Source organism: Bradyrhizobium sp. 61, from assembly GCF_023073075.1.
GTDB lineage: Bacteria > Pseudomonadota > Alphaproteobacteria > Rhizobiales > Xanthobacteraceae > Bradyrhizobium > Bradyrhizobium barranii.
In genome coordinates this window covers 126,340-148,588 of the sequence record NZ_JADPIU010000006.1, presented here as the reverse complement: position 1 = coordinate 148,588, position 22,249 = coordinate 126,340, and the positions used below count along the sequence as shown (strand labels likewise).

Annotated in this window: 17 protein-coding genes and 1 tRNA gene; 11 read left to right on the top strand and 7 right to left on the bottom strand. The window is 63.8% G+C overall.

All coding sequences use genetic code 11. The annotated features are described in order from the left end of the window. Positions 1-131: 131 nt before the first annotated feature. Positions 132-857 carry a response regulator gene (locus IVB46_RS02490; protein WP_014497160.1) on the bottom strand — a complete coding sequence of 242 codons (726 nt, stop codon included), beginning with the start codon at positions 855-857 and terminating at the stop codon, positions 132-134. A 365-nt stretch (positions 858-1,222) separates the two neighbouring features. Next, positions 1,223-2,173 (bottom strand): c-type cytochrome, encoded by a 951-nt coding sequence (locus IVB46_RS02485; RefSeq protein WP_247314068.1) that lies wholly within the window; start codon positions 2,171-2,173, stop codon positions 1,223-1,225. 389 nt (positions 2,174-2,562) lie between these two features. On the opposite strand from IVB46_RS02485, the gene IVB46_RS02480 reads away from it, so the two are divergent. The 4 genes from IVB46_RS02480 (at position 2,563) to IVB46_RS02465 (ending at position 8,296) form a co-directional block, all read left to right on the top strand. Beyond that, a complete protein-coding gene (locus IVB46_RS02480) occupies positions 2,563-3,909 on the top strand; it encodes a nucleotide disphospho-sugar-binding domain-containing protein (RefSeq protein WP_247314070.1) in 1,347 nt (448 codons plus the stop codon). A gap of 83 nt (positions 3,910-3,992) precedes the next feature. Then, positions 3,993-5,243: a multidrug effflux MFS transporter gene (locus IVB46_RS02475; protein ID WP_247341875.1), complete on the top strand. Its 1,251-nt coding sequence runs from the start codon at positions 3,993-3,995 to the stop codon at positions 5,241-5,243. 235 nt (positions 5,244-5,478) lie between these two features. After that, complete coding sequence (locus tag IVB46_RS02470) at positions 5,479-6,501, top strand: alpha/beta fold hydrolase (RefSeq protein WP_247314074.1); 1,023 nt, start codon at positions 5,479-5,481, stop codon at positions 6,499-6,501. An 838-nt stretch (positions 6,502-7,339) separates the two neighbouring features. Next, the gene (locus IVB46_RS02465) at positions 7,340-8,296 is read left to right on the top strand and encodes a hypothetical protein (protein WP_247314076.1); all 957 of its coding nucleotides are present in this window, start codon (positions 7,340-7,342) and stop codon (positions 8,294-8,296) included. A gap of 141 nt (positions 8,297-8,437) precedes the next feature. On the opposite strand, the gene groL is transcribed toward IVB46_RS02465, so the two are convergent. From groL to IVB46_RS02445, 4 genes are all read right to left on the bottom strand, one after another. Next, positions 8,438-10,087, bottom strand: coding sequence for a chaperonin GroEL (gene groL / locus IVB46_RS02460; protein WP_071917644.1), 1,650 nt, complete (start codon positions 10,085-10,087; stop codon positions 8,438-8,440). Positions 10,088-10,228: 141 nt separating this feature from the next. After that, positions 10,229-10,546: a co-chaperone GroES gene (locus IVB46_RS02455; protein ID WP_247314078.1), complete on the bottom strand. Its 318-nt coding sequence runs from the start codon at positions 10,544-10,546 to the stop codon at positions 10,229-10,231. 101 nt (positions 10,547-10,647) lie between these two features. Next, positions 10,648-10,911, bottom strand: a complete 264-nt coding sequence (locus IVB46_RS02450; protein WP_247314081.1) for a DUF1488 domain-containing protein — start codon at positions 10,909-10,911, stop codon at positions 10,648-10,650. Between the two features lie 518 nt (positions 10,912-11,429). After that, positions 11,430-11,504: transfer RNA gene (locus IVB46_RS02445), tRNA-Gln, on the bottom strand. A gap of 269 nt (positions 11,505-11,773) precedes the next feature. Between IVB46_RS02445 and IVB46_RS02440 the strand changes: the two genes are divergently transcribed. Next, positions 11,774-13,552 carry an acyl-CoA dehydrogenase gene (locus IVB46_RS02440; protein WP_247341872.1) on the top strand — a complete coding sequence of 593 codons (1,779 nt, stop codon included), beginning with the start codon at positions 11,774-11,776 and terminating at the stop codon, positions 13,550-13,552. Between the two features lie 6 nt (positions 13,553-13,558). On the opposite strand, the gene IVB46_RS02435 is transcribed toward IVB46_RS02440, so the two are convergent. Further along, a complete protein-coding gene (locus tag IVB46_RS02435; protein ID WP_247314088.1) occupies positions 13,559-14,794 on the bottom strand; it encodes an MFS transporter in 1,236 nt (411 codons plus the stop codon). Positions 14,795-15,096: 302 nt separating this feature from the next. Between IVB46_RS02435 and IVB46_RS02430 the strand changes: the two genes are divergently transcribed. From IVB46_RS02430 to IVB46_RS02405, 6 genes are all read left to right on the top strand, one after another. After that, positions 15,097-15,852, top strand: coding sequence for an enoyl-CoA hydratase-related protein (locus IVB46_RS02430; protein ID WP_166088224.1), 756 nt, complete (start codon positions 15,097-15,099; stop codon positions 15,850-15,852). 220 nt (positions 15,853-16,072) lie between these two features. Continuing rightward, complete coding sequence (locus IVB46_RS02425) at positions 16,073-17,728, top strand: bifunctional metallophosphatase/5'-nucleotidase (protein ID WP_247314090.1); 1,656 nt, start codon at positions 16,073-16,075, stop codon at positions 17,726-17,728. A gap of 135 nt (positions 17,729-17,863) precedes the next feature. Next, positions 17,864-18,793 carry a histone deacetylase family protein gene (locus IVB46_RS02420; protein WP_085401274.1) on the top strand — a complete coding sequence of 310 codons (930 nt, stop codon included), beginning with the start codon at positions 17,864-17,866 and terminating at the stop codon, positions 18,791-18,793. A 68-nt stretch (positions 18,794-18,861) separates the two neighbouring features. Continuing rightward, a complete protein-coding gene (locus IVB46_RS02415) occupies positions 18,862-19,113 on the top strand; it encodes an exodeoxyribonuclease VII small subunit (RefSeq protein ID WP_008132970.1) in 252 nt (83 codons plus the stop codon). A 589-nt stretch (positions 19,114-19,702) separates the two neighbouring features. Beyond that, on the top strand, positions 19,703-21,631 hold the full coding sequence (dxs, locus tag IVB46_RS02410; protein WP_028148183.1) for a 1-deoxy-D-xylulose-5-phosphate synthase: 1,929 nt from the start codon (positions 19,703-19,705) through the stop codon (positions 21,629-21,631). 37 nt (positions 21,632-21,668) lie between these two features. Further along, a complete protein-coding gene (locus tag IVB46_RS02405; protein ID WP_247314091.1) occupies positions 21,669-22,223 on the top strand; it encodes a nucleoside 2-deoxyribosyltransferase in 555 nt (184 codons plus the stop codon). Positions 22,224-22,249 lie beyond the last annotated feature (26 nt).

The window sequence follows — 22,249 nt, the reverse complement described above, 5'->3', positions numbered from 1 at the left end:
CACACTGTGAGAATACTTCTCCATCGTAAATCTCCCACACGCTGTTGGTGGGAGGCAATCTGACGGCCCGCTGTTACGCCAAGGTCACCGCCATCGGCAAATTGGCTACAATTGCAATCCGCCAATTGCTTCTAGAACGGATCGACCGGCACCGCGAAGACATAGCCGACGCCGCGCTCGGTCTGAATGACGCGCGGCGCGCTCGGATCGGTCTCCAGCTTGCGCCGCAGCCGCAGCACCTGGACGTCGATGCTGCGATCGAAGATATCCTCATGGATACGGGTCGCCTGCAGCAGATGCTCGCGGGTCAGGGGACGCTGCGGCGCCTCCAGAAAGGCCAGCAGCAGCGCATATTCTCCCTTGCTCAACGGCACCGGCGCTTCGTCGGGATCGGTCAGCTTTCGGCTGCGGCGTTCGAGCTTCCAGCCGCTGAAGCGATAGCCCCCGCGCTCGGGATCGCGGGCGCGCGCGGCCCGTCCCATCTCCTGCCGCCGCAACACCGCGCGGACGCGCGCCAGCAGCTCCCTCAGGGAGAACGGCTTGATGATGTAGTCGTCGGCGCCGAGCTCGAGCCCGACAATACGATCGATCTCGTCGGGACGATGGCCCGTCGTGATGATGACCGGCACGTCGGAATGCGACCGGATTTCCCTCAACAGGTCCAGACCGTCATCCTGACCAAGCCGAAGGTCGAGGATGATCAGGCTCGGCTGGCTGCCATCGAGATAGTGGTTCAATTCCGATCTGTTGGAGGCCGCCCTTGTCGGGATATTGTGCTCCTCGAGATATTTGATCACCATTTGCCTTAACGTCGGATCGTCATCGACGACGACGATGTGGCCAATATCTGCAAGCATTCCATACTCTCAAAATTCGCCGTCCGCCGAGTGAGCTGTACTTAAGAATTGCGAACGTCAACGTCCGGCTGTGGTGAAATGATATTGATGTCATCCGAATTGGAATCGCTCAAAATAGAACGGGATATCCGAGGCCATCGGCACACACTGAGCCTATCTATGATGCCGTGATGACGTCGCAACAGGGTAATTCTGCGGCTAATTCCGCCGGATGTCGCATACGTGAATAATTGTGATCCCAACGCTTACTACTTTGGGGCGATAGGAAGCCTGCGGCCTGCGCTGTCGTTCAGCGACTGCGATGTGCTGCGCGGGCTGTTGCCCGCCCCCGCAGGGCGCGATCGTTTGCGGGCTTCACGGAATCATCAAGAGCCCGGCAGAGCCAACAGGTACTGGTAGATCGCGGCGAGATCGTCGTCATCCATCCGCCCGATCGGCCGCCACGGCATCTGCTCGCCGAGCCGATGCCCGTTCGGATCAACGCCTGTGCGCATGGTGTCGACGAATTGCGCAAGGCTCCAGTTCTTGACGATACCGAGGTCCGGTCCGAGCGGCGGCAATTGTCCCGGCACGCCGCCGCCGAGATCCCTGCCGTGGCATTCGCGGCAATCCTGATAGGACAGCAGGTACTTGCCATAGAGCGCCGTCGGCGCCTTCGGCGGCGCGGTGATCACGCCGGTGAAGACGGGCTTCGCATCCGGCAACAGTCCGGCGCCCAGCATCACGATGCCCAGCAGGCTGAAGCGATCCGGCGGATCCGGGGTCTGCGTACCGCTCGCGGGCAGGCTGCGGATGTAGGCGATCACCGCCTTGGTGTCGTCGTCACTGAGCCGGCCGGCATTGGTGAAGGACATGATCGCCAGCCAGCGCCCCCTCGCGTCGATCCCATTGCGAATGGCACGAAAGATCTCGGCATCGGACCAATTCTTCAAGACGCCGGCGGGCGTGAGATTGGCCGGCACGAACGAGCCGATGGGAATCGGGAGATCCTTGGCCACGTCGCCGCCGCCGGTCAGCGTCCCGGTCTGCGAGTGACATGCGGCGCAAAAGCCGTCGGCCACGGCCATGCCTCGGGCAATCTGGTCCGGTGTCGCCTCGATCTTCACATCCGGGACCGGTGCAGAACGGGCGTGTTGCCGGACGATACCGACCGCGGTCAAAGCGGCAACGCCGAACACTGAGACGGCCAGCACGGCCGTCAGCACCATGCCGCTCCACTTCGCCAGAGCAGATTTCGTCCGGGAGGCGCGAACGCCCAGCCAGGCCAGAAACGCGATGAACGCAACCATCGCAATCAGGGCGACAATATTTTCCATGCCAGTCCTCAATGAATTGGGCGCGACCGATGCCGCGCGACATCCGGATCGTCAAAAATGAATTTCGGCCGACGCCAACGCGCCAATATCTGCGAAGGTGTGCCATGCGGAGGTCTGCCGGATTAACAGCGCGGTGTTTCCGTGCCGTTTCATCGCCCGCCGCTCGCGTTACAATTGTAATCCTGTGCGAGTTATCGGCTTCCGGCGCGATGTCACCGGTTTTTGCACCGGCCTTTTTGCCCGGCCTTGGCAGCGCCACGATGCGTTGCCGCCGTAACCATTTTCGCTGCCGCCGGAAGTCTTGGCGTAACGGCGATCGCTTCAATTGCCTCTCACTCGACCGGACGCTCTGGGGCGACCGTGCATCGATCATCAAGAGGTCAACTCACATGAAGATTCTTATCGCTTCGACACCTGCGACGGGTCATCTCAATCCGATGCTGGCGATCACGCAAATCCTGCGTGGCGATGGTCACGAGATCGCTTTCCTGACGGGCACCGCCTTTCGTGCCCGCGTCGAAGCCAGCGGCGTGAAGTTCTTTCCCCTTCCCGAGGACGCGGACTTCGATCCGAACGACGTCTTCTCGCGATTCCCCGAACTCAAGACCATTCCGCCGGGACTGGAGTGGTTCCGTGTCGCTTGCGAGCGCATCTTCGTCGACGCCATTCCGGCTCAGCACCAGGGGCTGCTGCAAATCTTGCGGCAATTCCCCGCCGACATCATTGTCGCCGACGACATGCTGTTCGGTGTACTGCCGATGCTGCTCGGACCGCGCTCGCAGCGGCCTCCCATCGCGCTCTGCGGGACCTCGTTTCTGCATTGGGCGCGCGAGGACGGCGCGCCCAATTTCCTCGGTCTGCCGCCGGCAAAGAGCGGCGAGGAGCGCGATCGCTATGCGGCCATGGCGCGGGAATTTGATGCGGCAGTCGATCAGCCGGTGTCACTGCGCCTGAATCGGGCGTTGAAGTCTCTCGGGGTCGGGCCGATCGCGATGCCGATGTTCCATTCCGTGGTCGCTCTCGGGGATGCCTATCTGCAATTGTCGGTCCCAAGCTTCGAATTTCCTCGCGAGATTCCGCCCTCAGTGCATTTCGTCGGCACCCCGCCGATCATCGCCAACCAGGTTCCGCCGCCGTCCTGGGCCGAAGAGCTCGACGGATCGCGCAAGATCGTTCTGGTGACGCAGGGAACGGTGGCCAATCACAATTTCAATCTGCTGGTTGCCCCGACGCTGGCGGCCCTCGCGGACGAGGAAGACATCCTGGTGATCGTGACGGCAGGCGGCCGCTCGATTGACGCCATCCCCGGCAAGATCCCGTCGAACGCGCGCATCGCCAGCTATCTGCCGTTCGAATGGCTGCTGCCGAACGTCGACGTGCTCGTCACCAACGGCGGCTATGGCAGCGTCAACCAGGCCATGAGCTTCGGCATCCCGCTAGTCACCGCGGGGCTGACTGAAGACAAGGCCGACGTCAACGCGCGGGTCGCATGGTCCGGGGTCGGCATCAACCTCGCGACCAACGAGCCGACACCGAAGGCGTTGCGCGACGCGGTGCGGACGGTGCTCGATCAATCCCGCTTCCAGTCGCGAGCCTCGCAGATCGCGGACGAATTTGCCGGGATCGACACGCGGGCCGAAATCCTCCGGGTCATCGGCGAGCTCGTGGCCGACGAGAGCTCGCACACCGGAGCGATGGCGGCAACCCGGGGGCGGCGCGCCGAACGGCGCGCGTAATCGCGAACGCGGCGATGGAGGGCGGGCGACCGCGCCTCCATCGCCTCATGCACATCGATCAAGCCGGAACCGGAAATCCATCCATGCAAATCGACCCCGCATCCTTTGCCTTCACGCTGCTGCTCGGTTTTCTGGCCGCCGTGCCCTATTCCGGCATCGACATCAATCTGCCGGCGCTGGCAGCGACCGGCGCGACGCTCGACGCGAGCGCGTCGGATGTCGGGCTGACCATGAGCGCCTTCATGCTCAGCCTCGCCACCGCGCCGCTGATCTACGGACCTATCTCCGACCGCCTGGGCCGCAAGCCGATTCTGGCATTCGGCCTCGTACTGTTCATCGCCGCAAGCGTTGCCTGCGCGAAAGCGTCCTCGCTGCCGGTTCTGTTGCTGGGCCGCTTCGTCCAGGGCATAGGCGCCGCCGCCACCGCAACGACCTTTGCCATCATTCGCGATCTCTTCGACGGCAACGCCGCGCGGGGCAAGATCGCCAACGTCATGGTCACGGTCAATGTCGCGACCGTGATCGCACCGACGGCCGGCGCCGCCCTGCTGGCGATCGCCGGCTGGCGATCGATCTATGCCGCCCAGGCGGGGATCGGTCTCATGCTGCTGGTCGTGGTGATGTTTCGCTTCGCGGAGACTGCGACGACCGACCGCGCCGGCCGCCTGGGGCTTTCAGCTGTCATCGACAGCTACCGCCAGGTGCTGACGCATCCGGTGTCGTTGCCTTTCATCCTGGTCGGCGCCGCGGGCGGCGCGACCGTGTTTGCCTACGTCACCGGCGCCTCGCTGTTCTTCGTCGGCGCCATCGGACTGCGCCCCGAGCAATATGGGCTGATCTTCAGCGCATGCTCGGGGGCCGTCATGGTCGGCGCCTTTCTCGACGGCCAGCTCGGCCGGCGCGGCGTAGAGTCGGCGCGCATGCTCACAACCGGGCTGACGCTGTCGGCCGCCGCCAGCACCGCCCTGCTCGCGATGACATTGGCCGGCTGGATGCCCACGTCACTCGTGGTCGCGCTGCTGATGGCGGTCGCACTCGGCTTCGGGTTCAGCGTGCCGAACGTGATGAGCGCGACGATGCAGCGTCTCCCGGAGATCGCGGGCGCCGTCAGCGCTGCCGCCGCAAGCATTCAGCTGACCGCCGGCGCAATATCGAGCGGGCTGGTCGCACTTCGCTTCGACGGGCGGACCGCGTTGTCGATGACGGCGGTGATGGCGGCAACGTCGCTGCTCGCTCTGGTTCTCTATCTGCTGGTCGCGCGCCCCGCCGAACGCCGCCTACCGTCGCAGACAATCGATCCCGGCGTGGCGGTCCGCAGCCCCACGAAGTCCTGAATTCGCCGGGTCCGGCCGGCAGCCCGGCGTATCCGTCGGGTTGCGACCTGACTAGGCCAGTGAGGGATTGAACCTCCGAATGGCGGAAACAAGACCTGTTTGATTATTCGACTATTTCAATCAGCATTTGGAACAAGCGGCGTGGCGCGCCCCGCCCTTATTCTCGCCGCCATCATCATTCAGGAACGCGCGCAGGGGGCGGGCTCCTCCAGGGGGCAGTTCCCAAAGGTTCTGCGTGATCATCCGACGTCTAGTGCAACACGAAGTGACTGCGTCCCGCCGTGCGCTCCTTGGCGGGCTTGCGTCCTCAGCCTGCGTCGTCGCGTTGGGCGGATGCGCCAGCCTGGGTGCTACCGGCGCACGCTACGACGCTTCGTCGCTCTCGGTCGACCCAACGCTGCTCGTCGTAACCACGCGCAAGCCAGTGAACGGCGGCCGGGCGAAGCCGTGGTTCGGGCCGGAGCGGGCTTCTACGATGACCGTCGCACGAGCGAAGCTTGTGGCGCCTGGTGACAGCCGTTTCTCTCTCGCTGCAGCCGGACTTGACGATTGGCGTCTTGATGGGGTCGAGCCGGTATCGGGCGATGTCGGCAGTCTTGTCGCGCAGGCCGGCGGCGGACCAGACGTTCTGATCTACGTGCACGGCTTCAAGCAGACGTTCGAGACAGCGGCGCTCGATGCCGCGCATCTCTCCGATGGCATCAGGTTCCGCGGCCAGACGATGGTATTCTCCTGGCCCTCGAAGGCTGGATTGTTCGACTACGCCTATGACCGCGACAGTGCAATGTGGTCCCGCGATGGCTTCGAACGCGTGCTGCAATCCGTCGTGACGAGTTCAAGCGCCGGTCGCGTCCACATCGTCGCGCACAGCATGGGAACCATGCTGACGCTCGAAAGCCTGCGCCAGCTCTATGCGCGATCCGGTGACGCCGTTGCGGGCAAGATCGGGGCCGTGGTGTTCGCCGCGCCGGACATCGACATGGACGTGTTCTCGTCGTCGATCAACCGCATCGGTCCGCTTTCGCGCAAGATCACCGTCATCGCCGCGACGAACGACCGCGCGCTGGCGTTGTCGGGGCAAATCGCTGGTGGGATGACACGGGTCGGCGCTGCCGAGAAGACCGCCATCGAAGGGCTCGGGGTGCGCGTGGTCGATGCGTCCGAGGCAGGCTGGGGCGTTATCAACCACGACCTGTTCCTGTCGAATGCGGAAGTGCGCCAGGTGATACGCCGCTCGATTGATACCGTGGCCGCGTGAATCCGGCGTGGCCGCGGCTCGTCCGGGCGAAGCTACCGGATTTCGTCGGGACGGCGTGTTTGCTCTGACGCGTGCGCGAGGTTGGGGCTAGCTCTGACATCCCGGTGACAGGTTCAATGCCTTGAACAGGCCATCGAAGACACCTGACTGGCAGGGCTTGACCTCCGCGACTGGCTTGGCGCGCTTGGCATTCGCAAATGCCTTGGACGTTCCCTGCACGGGCCGAGGTCTGGGCAGCATGACCGCGAATTTTCTCCCGCTTGCGGTGCGCTGGTGTGGCGCGATGATCTTCAAAGGCTCTGGCGCAACATTCGCCGTTTGATCCGGCGGAGGCATCGGTTCGCTCAAGGAGACCGGCTGCGGAGGCGCTTCAAATTGCATGTGCATGTGCGGGGTCCCGAGCCGGTCTGCCGTCGTCAGCGTATCGGCTGAGACGCGTAACCCGACGGTCGCCTGAACGGGCGGGGCGTTCACGGGCTTTGTCATGCGCGGCGATGTCTCAAGCTCCATCACCGCGAGTGTACTGAAGCCAACGAGGATGAGAGCCGCTTTCATCTGATTTCACGCTTCCCGAACGAGACGCCTCGTTCAAAGCCTGCCGAAAAATAAGCTCCCGAAAATCGGAGACCAATTGCAGACATCCAATAAGGCGGCTTGGCGGCAGAACTAAACCAGCCGGCGCGGCGACCGGACAAGATCAGAGACAGGGTTAACGCGGGTCATGCGAACTGGTCCCTTATGCGGAGTGCTCGCTGTCGCCTAACGACCGGCACCTGAGGCCCCCCCTCGAGCGCGCAATGTGCTAGTCTGAGCCGGCACTCAGCCCGGACGGTGCACCGTGACCGATGGTCGTCACCCGGCATGGACCGAGGAAAGCCGCTTTCGCGGTGCGCTTGACGATGTGATTATCATCCCACTTGTTGTTGTCGCGCTCGTCACGAACAAGATCCTGCGTTTCGTTCTTTCGATCTTGATGCGGATGCTCGACTACGCCTTCCCTTTTGCGATGCAAATTGTCTGGCTGCCGCTCTTCGCGGCCAGACTTGTCGGCGATGTCATCTTGACCGTCATCGATGGCGCGGTGCGCTTCCTTCCCCTGTCCGCCGCGAAGCGTCGACAGTGGGGTAGATCGATTCGGCGAAACTGGTTGTGGTTCCGGCGGAAGATCAGCTATCGGGCGTTCGAACACGCTGTGCATGATGCCTTTGAAGGCGGCATGGCATGGGTGTTCAGAACATGCCGGCATCTCACGCCGAACGCCGCATTGCTCGTGATCCTGTGCGCGGTCCTTTGGCTGCCGATCTCTTTCGGTGCGGCAACGGCGATGCACGCGGTATTGTTTGCCAAGGTCACATCCTGGCCAGCCTGGATGCAACTCCTGCATCCGCTCGCAACGGTCATCGCGAAGAGCAAGCTTCTGGTGCTACCGGTCTATCCGGCGGCGTGGCCGCAGGCCAAAAAGCACCCGCTCGTTCAGTTCGTCTTCAAGGGCTACGACATCATCAAGCGCGTGCATGTGATCAGAAAGGTCGGCCTTCGCTATCGGCAGGCAGAGATCGCCGGGACCGCGGCGGTTGAGAGGCTCGAGCGCATCGCCGGCCTCACATCGGCGGTGCGATGGTTGCGCGAGGCGCATGTCGCAGAGCATTTGGGCGTCGAGAAGCCCACTCAGGAATTGCGTTCGTTCTTCGCGCGATGGTCCATCAAGTTCTCGGCCGAATATTACGAAGCGAAGGAACGGCAAGCCTCAGCGGTCCCATCATCAAACAGCAGCAAGCTGCGACCGCCGAGTTGATCGTCAATCGCCAACGACCTCACCGTGCCGCCGTCGCTGCCCGATCTCTCTTCGACAGGCAGCGGACTGCGCTATTTCCAAATGAAGCAAGGAATCGGCCATCCCTTTCCTTGTCTGCCGTTCGGCCATGAGCGGGTTGACCTAGAAATCCATACCGCCCATGCCTCCCATGCCGCCGCCACCCGCAGGCGCGCCGCCGCCGGCGTTCCTCTTCGGCACCTCGGCCACCATGGCTTCGGTGGTGATCAGGAGCGCCGCAACCGAAGCCGCGTTCTGGATCGCCACACGAACCACCTTGGTCGGGTCGATGATGCCTTTGGCGACCAGGTTGCCGTACTCACCGGTCTGCGAGTCGAAACCGTAGGCGTACTGTTCCTTTTCCAGGATCTTGCCGACGATCACCGAGCCGTCTTCGCCGGCGTTGATCGCGATCTGGCGAGCCGGCGCGGACAGCGCCTTGCGCACGATCTCGACGCCGGTCTTCTGGTCGTCGTTCTTGGTGCGCAGCCCCTTGAGATGCTCGGAGGCACGGAGCAGGGCGACGCCGCCGCCCGGGACGATGCCTTCCTCGACCGCCGCGCGGGTCGCATGCATCGCGTCATCAACGCGATCCTTGCGCTCCTTCACCTCGACCTCGGTCGCGCCGCCGACGCGGATCACCGCGACGCCGCCTGCGAGCTTGGCGAGACGCTCCTGGAGTTTCTCACGGTCGTAGTCCGAGGTGGTCTCCTCGATCTGCGCCTTGATCTGGGCCACGCGCGCCTCGATGTCGGCCTTCTTGCCGGCGCCGTTGACGATCGTTGTGTTCTCCTTGTCGATCATCACCTTCTTGGCGCGACCGAGCATGTTGAGCGTGACGTTCTCGAGCTTGATGCCGAGATCTTCCGAGATCGCCTGGCCGCCGGCCAGGATCGCGATGTCCTGCAGCATGGCCTTGCGGCGATCGCCGAAGCCCGGGGCCTTGACGGCCGCGACCTTCAGGCCGCCGCGCAGACGGTTGACGACGAGGGTGGCGAGCGCCTCGCCTTCCACGTCTTCGGCGATGATAACGAGCGGCTTGCCGCTCTGTACGACTGCTTCCAGGAGCGGCAGCAGTTCGTTCAGGCTGGAGAGCTTTTTCTCGTAGATCAGGATATAGGCGTCGTCCATTTCAACGCGCATCTTGTCGGCGTTGGTGACGAAGTAGGGCGAGATGTAGCCGCGGTCGAACTGCATGCCTTCGACGACTTCGAGCTCGGTCTCGAGCGATTTGGCTTCTTCAACCGTGATGACGCCCTCGTTGCCGACCTTCTTCATGGCGTCGGAGAGGAACTTGCCAATCTCCGCATCGCCGTTGGCCGAGATGGTGCCGACCTGGGCGATCTCCTCGTTCGAGGTGACCTTCTTGGAGTTCTTGACGAGGTCGGCGACGACGGCGTCCACTGCCAAGTCGATGCCGCGCTTGAGGTCCATCGGGTTCATGCCGGCGGCAACCGCCTTGGCGCCTTCCTTCACGATCGCAGCCGCAAGCACGGTGGCGGTGGTGGTGCCATCGCCGGCCGCGTCAGCTGACTTGGAGGCGACTTCGCGCACCATCTGTGCGCCCATGTTCTCGAACTTCTCTTCGAGCTCGATCTCCTTGGCGACGGTGACGCCATCCTTGGTGATGCGGGGAGCGCCGAACGACTTGTCGAGGACAACGTTGCGGCCCTTCGGACCGAGCGTCACCTTTACCGCGTTGTTGAGGATTTCGACGCCGCGCAACATGCGGTCGCGGGCATCGACGCCGAATTTGACTTCTTTGGCTGACATGGCGATCTCCGTTTTCAACTGGTCAGATCCCAAAGGCCGCGCAACTGGCGAGCTCTTGAGGGATGAGATTTGAATTGCGGGCCTCATCCTTCGAGAACCCGGCTACGCCGAATCCTCAGGGTAAGGAAAACCGGCTGGCGCTTACGCGGCCTTCTTCTTGGTGGCCGGCAGATCCGTGAGGACGCCCATGATGTCGCTTTCCTTCATGATCAGCAGGTCGACGTTGTCGATCTTGACTTCAGTGCCGGACCACTTGCCGAACAGCACGCGGTCGCCGACCTTCAGGTCGATCGGGATCAGCTTGCCGGCTTCGTCGCGGCCACCCGGGCCAACGGCGACGACTTCGCCCTGGGAGGGCTTTTCCTTGGCGGTATCCGGAATGATGATGCCACCGGCTGTCTTGTCTTCGGCCTCTATGCGCTTGACCACGACGCGGTCATGGAGCGGACGGAATTTCATGCAACCCTCCCTGGCTTGTGTGATTATTTCTGGATTGGCAGTCGTAACGAACCACGTGCCGTAAACGAAGTCTTCCGCTTCCATCGAGACGTGGCTTCGTCTCAAAAATTGGCGGCGACCAGATCGTAAGACCCCCTGCTGCCGCGGACGTACACCCTGGCAGCGGCGGCACATATCACATCACGATTGGAATCGAATGCGTTCAGGAAACCGGATTCATTATTTGGGTGAGCGTCCGGTTGAAGTCGCCTCAGCGCGTCTTCCTCTATGAAGAACGATGCCTCTAACGCGCTATCGTATCCCCAAAAACGCACGGCGTGCCGCGTTCGGTCATATGAACGACTATAATTTGGAAACTCGATCATGGTTGGGTCCGATCAAGTTCGCGCAACGGGAGGAGATGCTGAAAGCGACCCGGCTCCGCTAAACCGTAAATGGCTACTCTGGAATCGGATTACAACTGCCCACGAAAATTAAGTGACGACCAGCCTCGTGATCTTCTTCGGGCTGTTGATCGTCGCTGCAATAGATTTTCAGTGGTAGTCTTCTCGGCTCACCCGCGCTATCGGCTCAAGCCAACAGCTAGTTGGCTCCGCTGAAATGACTCACGAGCTCAGCGCGGCGGCAGTTGATGCGATCCTTTCACAAGGTACGACCGTCACTCGTACTGCGCTCAGTCCTACAGGTGGTCAGCTTGTCTTCAGCGACCTGCGCGATCGTTGTGCGAAATTCGCGAACACCGTCCGGGTAACTGATCTCGAGTTTCTGGAAGATGTTCTGAGTGAATGGTGGCGAACAAAAACAGCGACGTCTCCAACGGACGGCGGCATCCGCTCTCTCCTAATCGGGCAACGGTGACGTCGATTTGGTAAGCAATATCAATTGGCTGGGGCGGGAGGGATCGAACCTCCGAATGGCGGAATCAAAATCCGCTGCCTTACCGCTTGGCTACGCCCCAACAGGCGACCAGGGAACGGACGGAAGAACCGGCTACCGCAGATTCCCGCTGGTCGCAGCCGGTCTATAGGGAGCGGCGCGGCATTTCAACCGCCTGGAGGGGCAAAATACCTGAGGTCCAGGGCCGGGGCCGGCGCTGGCCGTGCCACCCTTTATTATACGCCCGGCGGCGGCACCGTTCCGGGCCGGCGCAGTCCCGGCGTTCGGGCAGTTGAGACCTCCCCCGTTTCATGGGAATACGGCGCCAATACCTGTCCACGGGAGTGAGCCATGACCTACCGCGCGCCGATCTCAGACATGCTGCTGTCGCTCAACCATGGCGCCGGCCTCAAGGCTGCCGTGGAGGCCGGCCATTACGGCGATTTCGACGGCGACATCGTGAGCGCCGTGCTGGAGGAAGCCGGCAAGTTCGCAACCGACGTGCTGGCGCCGCTCAACCAGGTCGGCGACGAGCACGGCATCAAGCTCAGCGATGGCAAGGTCACGACTGCGCCGGGCTGGCCGGACGCCTACAAGCGCTGGACCGAGGGCGGCTGGAACGCGGTCTCCGGCCCCGAGGATTTCGGCGGCCAGGGCCTGCCGATCGCGATCAACGCCGCCTGCACCGAGATCTGGAGCGCCTCCAACGTCGCCTTCGGCCTCTGCCCGCTGCTCACGGCGTCGGCGATGGAGGCGCTGGATGCGCATGGCAGCGACGAGCTGAAAAAGATCTATCTGGAAAAGCTCGTCTCCGGCGAATGGACCGGCACGATGCAGCTGACCGAGTCGCAGGCCGGCTCCGACGTCGGCGCGCTGCGTACCCGCGCCGAACGGCAGGCCGACGGCACCTATCGCATCAAGGGGACGAAGATATTCATCACCTATGGCGAGCACGACATGACCGACAATATCGTGCATTTCGTGCTGGCGCGCCTGCCCGATGCGCCCGCCGGCACCAAGGGGATCTCGCTGTTCCTCGTGCCGAAGTTCATGGTCAATGCCGACGGCTCACTCGGCGCGCGCAATGACATCTATGCGTCGGGCGTCGAGCACAAGCTCGGCATGCATGCTTCCCCGACCTGTACCATGACCATGGGCGATCATGGCGGCGCGATCGGCTTCCTCGTCGGCGAAGAGAACCAGGGCATGCGCTGCATGTTCACGATGATGAACCAGGCCCGCCTCGGCGTCGGGCTGGAGGGCGTCGGCGTTGCCGATCGCGCCTACCAGCAGGCGCTGGCCTATGCGCAGGAGCGCAAGCAGGGCCGCGCCATCGGCAAGACGGGTGACGGTTCGGACGCGATCTTCGTGCATCCCGACGTCAAGCGCATGCTGATGCGGATGCGGGCGCAGACCGCGGCCGCACGCACCATCTGCTATGCGACCGCGGTCGCGATCGACGTCTCCACGCGCGCCAGGGATCCGAAGGTCCGCGCGGACGCCGCCGCGCGCGCGGCGCTGCTGACGCCGATGGCCAAGGGCTATTCCACCGATATCGGCAACGAGGTCGCCTATCTCGGCGTGCAGGTGCACGGCGGCATGGGCTTCATTGAGGAGACCGGCGCCGCGCAGCACTACCGCGATGCGCGCATCACCGCGATCTACGAGGGCACCAACGGCATCCAGGCGATCGATCTCGTCACCCGCAAGCTCGCGGCCAATGGCGGCGCTGCGGTGTGGGCGCTGCTCGACGAGCTCTCGGCCACCGTGAAGCAGGTCGAAGCCTCCAACGATCCCGCTTTCGGCACCACAGGTACCAAGCTGCGCGAAGCGCTGGAGGCGCTGACGCGCACCAGCAAGTGGCTGCTTGAACGCGTAGCATCTGCGCCGAACGAGGCGCTCGCCGGCGCGACGCCGTATCTGCAACAGTTCGGCTCGACGCTCGGCGGTTGCATGCTGGCCTCCGAGGCGCTCGCCGCCAAGTCCGACGGCAACACCGACGCCGCGCGCTACGTCTCGCTCGCGCGCTTCTTTGCCGAGAACATCACGGTGCAGGCCGGCGCGCTGGAGCGCACGGTGACGGAGAGCGCGGAGTCGGTCGCTGCGGCGGATGCGGTGTTGCTGGGGTAAGGGTGGCTACGAAGCTGCGAGCTTCGCCCTTCTCCCCGGCCGCCACAGCACGATTCCCGCCGCCACGAGATCCAGCATCACACATATCGCAAACGCGATCGTGTAGTTGCCGGTGAAGCTCCGCACGAGGCCGATGATGCCGGGGCCGAAGGCGCTGACGACGCCGCTGATCGACGTGCCCAATCCCATTGCGGCGGCAAAGGCGGCAGCACCGATCTCGCGCTGGATGATCAAGGGCGGGAACGTGATCATGTTGCCGATCGAGAAGCCGTAGACGGCGCAGCAGACGAGCAGCACGGTCGGGTTCGTGCTTTGGAGAAGCACGAACAGCGCCGCCGCCTGGCTCGTCATCGACGCCGCGCAGGCGAGCCGCGGATCGAGCCGGTCGACGAACAGGCCGAGCGACAGGCGGCCGACCACCGCCATCGCCGCCATGATGGTGACCGCAAGGCCTGCGGCATAACGCCCGATCAGCGGCTCGAGGAACGTCACCTGGTGGATGATGAATCCCATCTGCGCCAGCAGCGCGATCGCGATCGGCAGCACCATGGTCCAGAACGCCGCGTTGGCGAGCAGCGTCTTGCGGGAATGGGCCGGTGCGGCCATGCCAGCCGACGAGCGGCCGCCCGATGCCGGCGATATCTGCGTCGGCCAGCCGATGAAAATGACGACCACCGGCAGCACCAGCACCACCATCGCCATCGTGGCGGCAAGCATGGCGGACTGGAAACCGATGCTGCCGGTCAGCGACAGCAACAGCGGAACGAGGACGATGCCGCCGCAGGTCGCGCCGTTGAAGGCGAGGCTGAGCGCGAGCCCGCGCCGCCGCTCGAACCAGGCGTTCAGCACGGTGGCGATCACCACGGTGCCCATGCCGGTCCAGCCGACCGACATCAGCGCATAGGCGAGATAAAGCTGCCAGGGCGTCTGCATCAGCGCCAGCAGCACGGTCGAGGCGCCGAGCGCCGACAGGCCGCTCAGGATCAGCGCGCGCAGCCCTATGCGGGCGAGCAGATCGTCGGTGAAGATGACGAGCACGGAGGTGAGGAGAAACGAGAAGGTGCTGGCCGCGGAGACCAGCGTGCCCGGCCAGCCATGGGCGCGCTGGAGCTCGGCGAGATAGACGCCCTGGCCATAGAGGCCGAAGCCGAACATGAAGAAGGCCATCAGGAAACAGGCCAGCACGACGCGCCAGCCGCGATAACGCAGCGAGGATTCGTCAACGCCCGTTGCGGCAATCATCAAACGAACAATCGGCCAAAGGAACCGGCATTGGGCAATCGTGCCCTACAACCCCCGGTTTTTCAAATGAAACATTGTAGCCATTTGTTGCAATGCGCAACTGCATGTGCGAAGCAATACAACCGGCATGATCCGGTGCGGTGCGGTTCCCGATCAGGAAAACGACAGCGCGCCATGTGGCGGACTCACGGGGACGTTCTCGAAAAGGTCGAGCGGGCGGATTGGCACGCCTGCAAGATGATGTAGGCTGAGGCTTGCGAGACTCGCCAAGGCAAGCGTCGCGGCGACCGCAGGGGGCTCTCATGCCGAATGGCAATATCGTCGTCACCGAAGAGCGCGGAACGCGCGTCATCACCCTGCGCCGCCCGAGCAAGAAGAACGCGATCACGCAGGACATGTATCGCGAGATGAGCCGCGCGATCGACACCGCGCAGAACAATCCCGACATCCGCTGCATGATCATCACCGGCGGCTCCGGCGTGTTCACCGCCGGCGACGACATCGACGACTTCTTGCAGGCCGAACCGAATTCCGAGACGCTGTCGGACGGCGCAAAATTTCTCTATTCGCTCGCCCTCAACGTCAAGCCGATCATCGCGGCCGTCGATGGCGCCTCGATCGGCATGGGCACCGTGATGCTGTTTCATTGCGACTATGTGCTCGCCTCGAACGCCGCGACCTTCTCCGCGCCCTATATCCATCTCGGGCTCGTTCCGGTCGGCGCGGCCAGCCTCCTGATGCCGAACACGATGGGCTACCAGCGCGCCTTCGCGATGCTGGTGATGGGGCGGACTTTCACCGCCGCGGAGGCGCACGCGGCAGGCTTCGTCAACACCGTGGTCTCGCCGGGACATACCGAGGTCGAGGCGCGCAAGGTGGCGCGCGATATCTGCCGGCTGCCGGCCGAGGCGGTCGCGGCCTCGCGCAAGCTGCTGCGCGCCGCGCCCGAGGAGCTCACCCGCCGCATCGACCAGGAGGCCCATCTGTTCGGCGAGCGGTTGAAGTCGGACGAGGCGATTGCCGCGTTCAAGGCGTTTGCAAACCGGAAGAAGAGGTAGGGCGCCCTCTTCCCCTAATGCGAGACGGGTGACGGGTCTATCTCAACGAGTCCGGGACCGTAGGGTGGGCAAAGGCGCACTTGCGCCGTGCCCACCATCAATCCACAACCGCAACAGAAGCGGTGGGCACGCTTCGCTTTGCCCACCCTACGACACTCCCGCAAGGGGAGAAGGAAGAAAGCTTCGTGAAATCTTCGCGCGGAACGACTAATCTTGTTCCATGCAATACCGATCCATCCTTGCCTCGCTCGCTCTCGTCGCCACCCTCCCCGCCTCGGCCCAGACCGCCGCGCCCGTCGAGCTGCGCATTCTCGCGATCAACGATTTCCACGGCAATCTGCGTCCGCCGCCGGGCGGCATCCGGATCGGGGATCCCGAGGACAAGAGCAAGAAGGTGACGGTCGCGGCCGGCGGCGCGGAGTACATGGCGACGCTGGTCAAGCAGCTGCGCGAGGGGCACACAAACACGATCTTCGTTGCCGCCGGCGACCTGATCGGCGCGAGCCCGTTCCTGTCGGCAATGTTTCACGACGAGCCCTCGGTCGAGGCGCTCTCGATGATGGGACTTGCGATCACCTCGGTCGGCAATCACGAGTTCGACGAGGGCAAGACCGAGCTCTTGCGGATGCAGAACGGCGGTTGTCATCCGGTCGATGGCTGCCAGGGGCCGCATCCCTTCATGGGCGCCAAATTCCATTATCTCGCGGCTTCCACGGTCGAGACCGCGACCGGCAAGAGCGTGCTGCCGCCCTACGAGATCAGGGAGTTCGAGGGCATCCCCGTCGCCTTCATCGGCCTGACCTTGAAAGAGACCGCGGGCATCGTCTCGCCCTCAGGCATTGCCGGGCTCGAATTCCGCGACGAGGCCGAGACGGTGAACGCGCTGGTGCCGCAGCTGAAGGCGCGTGGCGTCGAGGCGATCGTGGTGTTGATCCACCAGGGTGGCGAGCCCTCGGGCGACTACAATGAATGCCCTGCCATTACGGGGCCGATCGTCGACATCGTCAAGAAATTCGACCGCGCCGTCGACGTCGTCGTCAGCGGCCACACCCACCGCGCCTATGTCTGCGACATCGACGGGCGGCTCGTCACCAGCGGCGACAAATACGGCACGCTGGTCACCGCGATCGACCTCAAGCTCGATCCCGTAACCCGCGACATCGTCAGCGCCAAAGCCGAGAACGTCATCGTTGCCAATGCCTCGCTGGCGAAGGATCCCGAACAGACCGCGTTGATCGAAGCCTATGACAAGCTGTCGGCACCGATTGCGAATCGCCCGGCCGGATCGGTGACGCAGACACTGTCGCGCGTGCCGAACGAGGCCGGCGAGAGCGCGCTCGGCGACGTCATCGCGGACGCGCAGCTCGCCGCGACGAAGGACGCCAAGGATGGCAGCGCTGTCATCGCGCTCACCAATCCCGGCGGCATCCGCACCGACATTGTTCCGAAGGAGAACGGCGCGGTGTCGTTCGGCGAACTGTTCGCGAGCCAGCCGTTCCGCAATCGCCTCGTTACGATGACGCTCAGGGGCAGCCAGCTCAAGGACATGCTGGAGCAGCAATGGCTCGATCCGAAGCGCCCGCGGATTCTCCAGGTCTCGAACGGATTCAGCTACACCTGGGATGCGACGAAACCGTTCGGCGAGCGAATCAGCCTTGAGAAGATGACGCTCAACGGCAAGCCGATCGAGCCTGGAAGCGGCTACCGCGTCACCGTCAACGATTACCTCGCCGTCGGCGGCGACGGTTTTACGGCCGCCAAACAAGGCACAGCGCAGCAATATGGCGGCTACGACGCGGACGCGCTGTTCGCCTTCTTCAGGGCGCACGGACCGATTGGTCCGCTGCCGCCCACGCGCATCCTGCGCGTGAATTGATCCGGATCAAACGGACTTGTCCGGAACCACCCTTTGCCATCCCCGCCCAAGCGCTTAGATTGCGTTTTGCATTTGCGTTTTGGCTCGGGATGCGCCAAGCGACGTCAAGAGCCCGTTCCCTGTGAGGCCGACCTGATGAGCACGCTTCTCCTCTCCCACAAGGCCTGCCTCGACCACGTCACGCCGCCAGGACACCCTGAAAGGCCCGACCGCCTGCGGGCGGTGGAGGAAGCGCTGTCGCAGGAACGCTTCCAGTTCCTGGCGCGCGACCTGGCACCGGAAGGCGATCTCGATCTCGTGACGCTGTGCCACAACGAGCATTACGTCACCGAGCTGCGCCACATCGCGCCGACCAGCGGTCAGGTCTATATCGACGGCGACACCTCGATGTCTCCAGGCACGTGGGAAGCGGTGATGCGCGGCGTCGGCGGCGCAGTGGCTGCGACCGAAGCGGTGATGAATGGCGAGCATCGCAACGCCTTCGTCGCGGTGCGCCCGCCCGGACATCACGCCGAGATCGGCAAGCCGATGGGCTTCTGCTTCTTCGACAATGCGGCGATCGCCGCGCGTCATGCGCAGCGCAAATACGGCATCCAGCGCGCCGCCATCGTCGATTTCGACGTGCATCACGGCAACGGCACGCAGGACATCTTCTGGTCCGATCAGACCGTGATGTACTGCTCGACGCATCAGATGCCGCTGTTTCCGGGTACCGGCGCGAAGGGCGAGCGCGGCGACCACGACACCATCGTCAATGCGCCGCTCGCTTCCGAAGACGGCGGACCAGAATTCCGCGCCGCGTTCGAGCAACTGATCCTGCCGCGCCTCGAAAAATTCAGCCCCGAGCTTCTCGTCATCTCCGCGGGCTTCGATGCGCATTACCGCGATCCGCTGGCCTCGCTGAATTTGCGCGCGGAGGACTACACCTGGGTCACGCGCAAGCTGATGGACCTTGCCGACAAGTCCGCAGGGGGCCGCATTGTTTCGGTGCTGGAGGGCGGCTATGACCTGCAAGGATTGAAAGAATCTGTTACGGCGCATGTCGGCGCCCTGATGGGCGCTTGACGCACCCGCCACATTACGCCCGCAAAACTGCGCTTTTTCTCACGTGAAGCGGGCAATCGGAAACGGATATGGCCGAAAATACCCAAGTCGACGTCTCCAGGCTCACCTTCGAACGCGCCATCGAGGAGCTCGAAACCATCGTGAAGCGGCTCGAGGACGGCAAGGTGCCGCTCGAGGAATCCGTGACGATCTACGAGCGCGGCGAGGCGCTGAAGCGCCGCTGCGAGGAATTGCTGCGCCAAGCCGAGGCACGCGTCGACAAGATCACCACCGATGCCAGCGGCCAGGCCACCGGCACCGCACCGCTCGACGTGCAGTAAGGTCCCCGTTTCAAGCCGCCCGCCTCAAGCATCGGCCATCTGCAGTTTTTCACGATCGCACGCCGCTGTTTGGGCTTACAGCCCTCGGCGGCCAGGCACTGACATCGAAGAGTTCCCCCGGCCAGGGCCTCTCGGGCTCGCGAATCTGGCCAAAACGGCCTTCCTCTCGCCCAAAATGCAGGCGAGGAACCGGGCAAGACTGGAACCCATCCGCCGGCGCCAGGATTAACCAAGCTGGCCCGCGGGTTGCAGGTGCATACCCCTAAACGACCCTGCGGGTTGGCTTTGGCCCAAGCTTTGGTGTAAAGCTGCGCGGAGTGTGGCTTTTTGTAAGCCTTGCGTGGGCACAAATTACCGACGACAAGCGCTTCAAACTGCTAATGAAATTGGCTGGGACGGACGAAGCCGATCTAAGTGACAGGGATCACAGGGACTGAACCGGAGCGCACCTAAGCTCACCTAAGCTTGAAGACGGGGCCCTGCCCCATGCAGGTGGCTCCGACGGTTTAAGGACTCGCGCTGCGCCGATATTGTGCAAACCCATCGCGCACCGGAACGATCTTCCGGCGCTGACAAATTGGAAATCGCCGTGAACGCATACAGTAAAACGCCGCTTCTCGACACCATCCATACGCCGGATGACCTGCGCAAGCTCAAGATCGAGCAGGTTCGCCAGGTCGCCGACGAGCTGCGGCAAGAGACCATCGATGCCGTCTCGGTGACCGGCGGTCACTTCGGCGCCGGCCTCGGCGTGGTCGAGCTCACCACCGCGATCCATTATGTCTTCGACACGCCGCGCGACCGGCTGATCTGGGACGTCGGCCATCAGGCCTATCCGCACAAGATCCTCACCGGCCGGCGCGACCGCATCCGCACGCTGCGCACCGGCGGCGGCCTGTCCGGCTTCACCAAGCGCAGCGAGAGCGATTACGATCCGTTCGGCGCGGCGCATTCCTCGACCTCGATTTCCGCCGGCCTCGGCATGGCGGTCGCGCGCGACCTTTCCGGCGGCAAGAACAACGTTATCGCCGTCATCGGTGACGGCGCGATGTCAGCCGGCATGGCCTATGAAGCCATGAACAACGCCGGCGCCATGAACTCGCGCCTGATCGTGATCCTCAACGACAACGACATGTCGATCGCGCCGCCGGTCGGCGCCATGAGCGCCTATCTGTCGCGCCTCTACTCCGGCAAGACCTATCGCACGCTGCGCGATGCGGCCAAGCAGATCAACAAGCGCCTGCCCAAGATCATCGCCAACCGCGCCAACCGCGTCGAGGAATATTCGCGCGGCTTCATGATGGACGGCGGCACGCTGTTCGAGGAGCTCGGCTTCTATTACGTCGGCCCGATCGACGGTCATAACCTCGACCATCTGCTGCCCGTGCTGAAGAACGTGCGCGACATGGAGACCGGCCCGATCCTGGTCCACGTCGTGACCCAGAAGGGCAAGGGCTACGGCCCGGCGGAAGCGTCCGCCGACAAGTACCACGCGGTCGTCAAGTTCGACGTCGCGACCGGCACCCAGGCCAAGGCCAAGCCGAATGCGCCGGCCTACCAGAACGTGTTCGGCCAGAGCCTCGTCAAGGAAGCGCAGAAGGACGACAAGATCGTCGCCATCACCGCGGCGATGCCGTCCGGTACCGGCGTCGACATCTTCAACAAGGCCTTCCCCGACCGCACCTTCGACGTCGGCATCGCCGAGCAGCACGCGGTGACGTTCGCCGCCGGTCTTGCGAGCGAGGGCTACAAGCCGTTCTGCGCGATCTACTCGACCTTCCTGCAGCGCGGCTACGACCAGATCGTGCATGACGTCGCGATCCAGAACCTGCCCGTCCGCTTCGCCATCGACCGCGCCGGCCTCGTCGGCGCCGACGGCGCGACGCATGCCGGCTCGTTCGACAACGCCTATCTCGGCTGCCTGCCGAACATGGTGATCATGGCCGCGGCCGACGAAGCCGAGCTCGTGCACATGGTGGCGACCCAGGTCGCGATCGACGACCGTCCGAGCTCGCTGCGCTATCCGCGCGGCGAAGGCCGCGGCATCGAGATGCCCGAAGTCGGCGTTCCGCTCGAGGTCGGCAAGGGCCGCATGATTCGCCAGGGCAGCAAGATCGCCTTGCTCTCCTTCGGTACGCGCCTCGCCGAATGCGAGAAGGCGGCCGACGAGCTCGCCGCCCACGGCCTCTCCACCTCGATCGCCGATGCGCGCTTCATGAAGCCGCTCGACACCGAGCTGGTTCTCAAGCTCGCCCGCGACCACGAGATCCTGATCACGATCGAGGAAGGCTCGGTCGGCGGCTTCGGCTCGCATGTCGCGCAGTACCTGACCGATCAGGGCGCGCTCGACGGCGGCATGGTCAAGTTCCGCTCGATGGTGCTGCCCGACGTGTTCCAGGACCACGACACGCCGGCCGCGATGTACGGCCGTGCCGGTCTCGACGCCAAGGGCATCGTCGCCAAGGTGTTCGAGGCGCTGGGCAAGGACGTCAAGACCGAGACGGTCAAGCTCGCCTGACGGCGAGCTTCGACCTTCGCGAACCAGCGCGACCTTCATGAAAATCTATCTGGCAGGGCCCGACGTGTTCCTGCCGGATGCGGTTGAGATCGGCCGGCAAAAGGCCGTGATCTGCGCTGCGCATGGGCTCACCGGCCTCTATCCCCTCGACAACCCGATCGATCTCACCTCGCCCGACGCCTCGCGGCAGATCTTTTGCGGCAACGAGGCGATGATGGACGAAGCCGATGCCATCATCGCCAACCTCACCCCGTTCCGCGGTGCCGGCGCCGACCCCGGCACCGTCTACGAGCTCGGCTACATGGCCGGCCGCCGCAAGTTTTGCCTGGCCTATTCCAACGACGGCGCCATCTATGCCGACCGCGTCGGCCGCTTCATGGACGTGACCTCCGAGGACGGACGGCTGGTCGATGCACAGGGGCTGACGGTCGAGGATTTTGGCCTCGTCGACAACCTCATGATGATCCATGCGCTGGAGCTGCACGGCTGCCCGCTGGTGACGCCGGCGCAGATGCCGATCGACGTCTGGCACGATCTGGCCGCGTTCGAGGCTTGCGTCCGGATCGCGGCCGCGCGATTGATCGCACCATAGACGTTTCAGTCGCCTCCGGAGATCCG